The sequence below is a fragment of the Desulfosporosinus sp. I2 genome (genome assembly GCF_000960765.1).
Classification (GTDB): Bacteria; Bacillota; Desulfitobacteriia; order Desulfitobacteriales; family Desulfitobacteriaceae; genus Desulfosporosinus.
Genome location: NZ_JYNH01000236.1, coordinates 1 through 3,717, shown reverse-complemented (window position 1 = coordinate 3,717; position 3,717 = coordinate 1). Strand labels below are relative to the sequence as shown.

The window sequence follows — 3,717 nt, the reverse complement described above, 5'->3', positions numbered from 1 at the left end:
GATTGATATGGCACCCATTAGCGCCTTTCTTATGGGGAACATTGGCAGGATTATGTGATCTTACCAAATCTTTCTGTTTCAACGAGAGGGCGAGTGGGTTCAATCTTGTTGTTCTCGAAAGTTGAATTGAAGGCTTTAGATGGATTGACAGTTGCTTTAACAGATACTTCGGCGACCTCGGTGAATCTAACTAAGATTTTGTTGCATCATTATTATGGAGTAGCACCTCGCTATGTAACGGTACACTCTGATCTTCAGGGAATGTTTGATATGGCGGATGCAGCGCTCTTGATTGGAGATGCCGCCATTCAAGAAGCTCTCAAAAACCCTGCATGCTATATCTATGACCTGGGTGAAGAATGGTTTAACCACACGGGGCATTCTATGACCTATGCTGTATGGGCACTTCCTCGAAAACTCATTGCTGAGCGGGGGGAAGAAGTTCGGTGTGTCTATCATTTGCTCCTTGAGGCTAAAGAACGGGCACTGGGTAATATGAATGACATTGTAAAGACGTGTCAAACTATGTTGGGAGGATCACTAGATTTCTGGAATAATTATTTTTTTCAGTTCAATTATGGTTTAGATCCTTCTTATGTCTTGGGATTGAAAAAATATTTAGATTCTTGTTTTGAACAGCAGCTTTTGTTAAGCCGTCCTGTATTAGAATTTTGGCCAGAGGATTAATCGATGGGATATTGGGTATACCTCGCTCGTTGTGGGGACAATACGATTTATACGGGCGCTACGACCGACCTTAAACGAAGAGTGAAAGAACATAATAATGGATTTACTGGACACCATGGGGCAAAATATACTGCAGCACATCGACCGGTTACTTTGGTACAGGCCTGGGAGGTTGCTTCGTGGAGCGATGCCCTTAAGCTAGAATACGCTATAAAACGATGTGTGCGTTCGGAGAAAGATCGACTCATCAAACAACCAGAACAAATTCATCATGTTGCTGAGCGCCGTAAACTTGGGTTCTCGATTTTAGAGGCTACTAAGGAATTGTTGAATCAGACGGATATACCATGATAAAATTTGAGTGACTGAATGTCACAAGAAGGGAGATTACAAATTGCCAATCGTACAGATCGATTTATTAGAAGGCCGCACTATCGCTGAGAAAAGGTTGCTTGTTGAGAAAGTTACTCAGGCTATCATAGAATCAATAGGAGCACCTGCCGAAAGTGTGTCAATTATCATCCGAGATATGCTGAAGGAGAATTTTGCTAAATCCGGGACACTGGCTATGGATAAATAGTTCCCAAGGATTCACTCAAACCAAAAGCACGAAGTTCAAAAACTTCGTGCTTTGCTTGTACTAGTCAGAAAGTATAACTTCGTTGTATACTGCAAGAAGGCTAATACGTGCGAAGACAGTGTCTTCGTCTGGAAGCATAAGGGCAACTAAGGCGGCCGCCTACGCCAAGGCTTCAAGAAGGTTAAAACGTGCGAAGACAGTGTCTTCGGGCGCCAGCCAAGTTTTCTTTATGGTGCGCGCAGGGCGATTATTGAATAACGACTTCAAGTCTAGACTTTATAGGCGCTTCCTCCCATGAATTCTCTCAAAATTGAGTTAAACGGGACTATTGAAGTATCTAGTGGATTAAAGAATGAGAGCAGTGTTAAGAGATGAATCGCCGTTTTATAGTTAAAGCTTTCCGTTGGGATGGTGTTCAATAATTCTTCGGCATAAGGTCGCAGTGCGTTGAGCTCGTATAAAAGACTAGAATTGAACATTACATCAGCTTCTTCCTGATAAGGGAAAATGTTGTGATTTTCTCCTCGTCGCACACTGTCCCATTGTGTTAAGGTTCGTTCAGGAGCGATCCCGCGGAATTGATTGTCCCTTACGAGTCGACGGATAAGTCGTACGTCTGTCGTTGAAACCTTATTATAAACATCCAGATTGAGTTGGAAAAGGGCGCTGACATAAATCTTGAACATTTGATTTCTATCTAAGGAAGGGACTAAACGAGGATTTAGGGCATGGATGCCTTCAATAACAAGAATTTCGTTGGAATCCAGACGCAAGGGTTTGCCAACGGGACAACGACCACCACACACAAAATCAAAAATTGGGGTTTCTACCTCAGCGCCACTAATTAGAGTATTTAAGTGGGTCGCAAGGAGTGGCAAATCAAGTGCTTCTAGGGATTCAAAATCGTATTGACCGAAGGCGTCAAGGGGAGTCTTTTCGCGGGGCAGAAAGTAATTATCGAGGGATAGGGCGACTGGGCGTAGTCCATTAACCCGCAGTTGGGTTGAAAGTCGTTGCGCAAAGGTCGTCTTACCAGATGACGTTGGCCCTGATATTAGAATGACACGGACATTGCGCTTCTGTTCAAAGATTTTATCGGCAATTGACGATATCTTCTTCTCGTGTAAAGCTTCTGCTAAACAAATTAGATCAGAAGAATTATTTTCAGAGATAATTGTATTGACGTCTTGGACTATAGAAAGGTGTAAGTTCTCTAACCAGCGTTGAGTCTCAGAAAATGTTGCTGAAAGTTTTTCCGGAGGGACAAAAGGGGAAATTAATTCTGGATGATTGGCATTCGGAAAGTGCAGAATAAAACCAGGTGGGTAATGAATGAGTTGAAAGTATTTCAAGGTTCCTGATCTCTCGAAAGGTGGGTATATGGTACATACGTCTTGATTTTTTAAACTACAATTAAATAAATGACGGCTTTCAGACTCAAAGGAAATCGGTTGGTCATCGCTGACCCATTTTTTCAGATGATCCTCAATTTTTTGAACTTCTCGCGAAGATAGCAAGGAGTCTTCAAGCTCACAGTAGACACCATCTAGAATCGAGTGCGTAATTTTAAGTTGTTCCTTCGGAAAAAGCTCTTTAACTACTTCAATGAGTCCAAGGGTCAGACTCTGGCGATATCGACGATTTGTGTAATCCGACATTTGTGATCCGCCTTTCAAATATTATTAAAAAATTTTAAGACTTTTTCACAAGATATTCGCCTAAGGAGGGTTTCTTTCCTCTAAATTTTCTCTTAAACAAGGTTAATTTATGAATCTCGATAACTGATTTGTGTTTTAGGAAGGGAAAATGTTCTAGCATGGCGAATATTAGCGAATGTATTTAATAGATTAACCTTATCTATTATACCAAGATAATGCAAGGAGGGAAATATATGTACGAAAGCACGCGGGGAAATCTTTCAGGCCAAATAGCATCGCAAGCGATTGCTTTAGGAATGGTACCAAATGGGGGTCTCTTTGTTCCTTCAACGTTTCCCGCCTTGAATTGGCAGGAACTTCAGGGGTTAACTTATCGAGATGTAGCACGATGTATCATGGCCCCTTACTTAACTGAGTTCACAGAATCAGAACTTACGGAAATAGTCAATGTTTATTCAGAGGGAACATTCGATGAGGCTAACCCAGCCCCTCTGGTACCCGTGGGGGATTTTGGAGTATTAGAACTTTGGCATGGGCCTACTGCTGCTTTTAAAGATATGGCGTTGCAAGTATTGCCCGACTTATTAAAAGTAAGTCTTACAAGATTGGACTCAAAGCAGGAAGTGATTATCCTAGTAGCTACTTCAGGGGATACAGGCAAGGCAGCTTTGGAAGGTTTCAAAAACAGAGAAGGGATTCATATAGTAGTTTTTTATCCCGCAGGTGGTGTAAGTGCTGTTCAAGAGCGGCAGATGAACACGACTGAAGGGTCAAATACCCATGTTATTGCTG

General features: G+C 42.0%; 4 protein-coding genes and 1 pseudogene. 4 read left to right on the top strand and 1 reads right to left on the bottom strand.

The window, feature by feature from the left end; translation table 11 throughout:
* The first annotated feature begins 54 nt into the window (after positions 1 to 54).
* Genes UF75_RS25040 through UF75_RS25030 form a run of 3 tightly spaced genes read left to right on the top strand, consistent with a single transcriptional unit; the run spans position 55 to position 1,267 of the window.
* Positions 55 to 687 carry a menaquinone biosynthesis protein gene (locus tag UF75_RS25040; RefSeq protein ID WP_242860424.1) on the top strand — a complete coding sequence of 211 codons (633 nt, stop codon included), beginning with the start codon at positions 55 to 57 and terminating at the stop codon, positions 685 to 687.
* Between the two features lie 3 nt (positions 688 to 690).
* Entirely contained in the window at positions 691 to 1,038 is a 348-nt protein-coding gene (locus UF75_RS25035) for a GIY-YIG nuclease family protein (protein WP_045577238.1), read from the top strand.
* Positions 1,039 to 1,081: 43 nt separating this feature from the next.
* Positions 1,082 to 1,267, top strand: coding sequence for a 2-hydroxymuconate tautomerase (locus tag UF75_RS25030; protein ID WP_045577237.1), 186 nt, complete (start codon positions 1,082 to 1,084; stop codon positions 1,265 to 1,267).
* Between the two features lie 269 nt (positions 1,268 to 1,536).
* On the opposite strand, the gene UF75_RS25025 is transcribed toward UF75_RS25030, so the two are convergent.
* Positions 1,537 to 2,925, bottom strand: coding sequence for a uridine kinase (locus UF75_RS25025; protein WP_045577236.1), 1,389 nt, complete (start codon positions 2,923 to 2,925; stop codon positions 1,537 to 1,539).
* Between the two features lie 233 nt (positions 2,926 to 3,158).
* Between UF75_RS25025 and UF75_RS25020 the strand changes: the two are divergent.
* Positions 3,159 to 3,717: pseudogene (locus UF75_RS25020) on the top strand (threonine synthase); the annotation flags it as partial.

Coding starts and splice junctions, on each gene's coding strand:
- UF75_RS25035 (WP_045577238.1), top strand. CDS start 691: ATGGGATATTGGGTATACCTCGCTCGTTGTGGGGACAATACGATTTAT.
- UF75_RS25025 (WP_045577236.1), bottom strand. CDS start 2,925: ATGTCGGATTACACAAATCGTCGATATCGCCAGAGTCTGACCCTTGGA.